This window comes from Burkholderia sp. SIMBA_051 (genome assembly GCF_046534915.1).
In the GTDB taxonomy this organism is placed as follows: domain Bacteria; phylum Pseudomonadota; class Gammaproteobacteria; order Burkholderiales; family Burkholderiaceae; genus Burkholderia; species Burkholderia ambifaria.
Genome location: NZ_JAWRXS010000546.1, coordinates 1 through 256 on the forward strand (window position 1 = coordinate 1; position 256 = coordinate 256).

The window sequence follows — 256 nt, forward strand, 5'->3', positions numbered from 1 at the left end:
TGCAAACTGGATCGCGCTGGGCGCGCTGGCGCTGCTGCTGTCGGCCCTGGCCTGGCCCGGGCTGAAGCGCCCCGGGCCGGCCCGCCACCTGGCCGCCGCGCCCGCGCCCGGGCGCCTGCCGCCGGGTATCGGCCGCCTGGCGCTGCATTACGGCGTGTTCGGCGCCGGCTACATCATTCCCGCCACCTTCCTGCCCGCCATGGCGCGCGAGATCATTCCCGATCCCGCCGTGTTCGGCTGGGCCTGGCCATTGTTC

General features: G+C 75.0%; 1 protein-coding gene. It reads left to right on the forward strand.

The annotated features are described in order from the left end of the window. On the forward strand, nt 1-256 hold a 256-nt coding region (locus tag SB771_RS35655; protein ID WP_410722125.1), incomplete at both ends, for a YbfB/YjiJ family MFS transporter.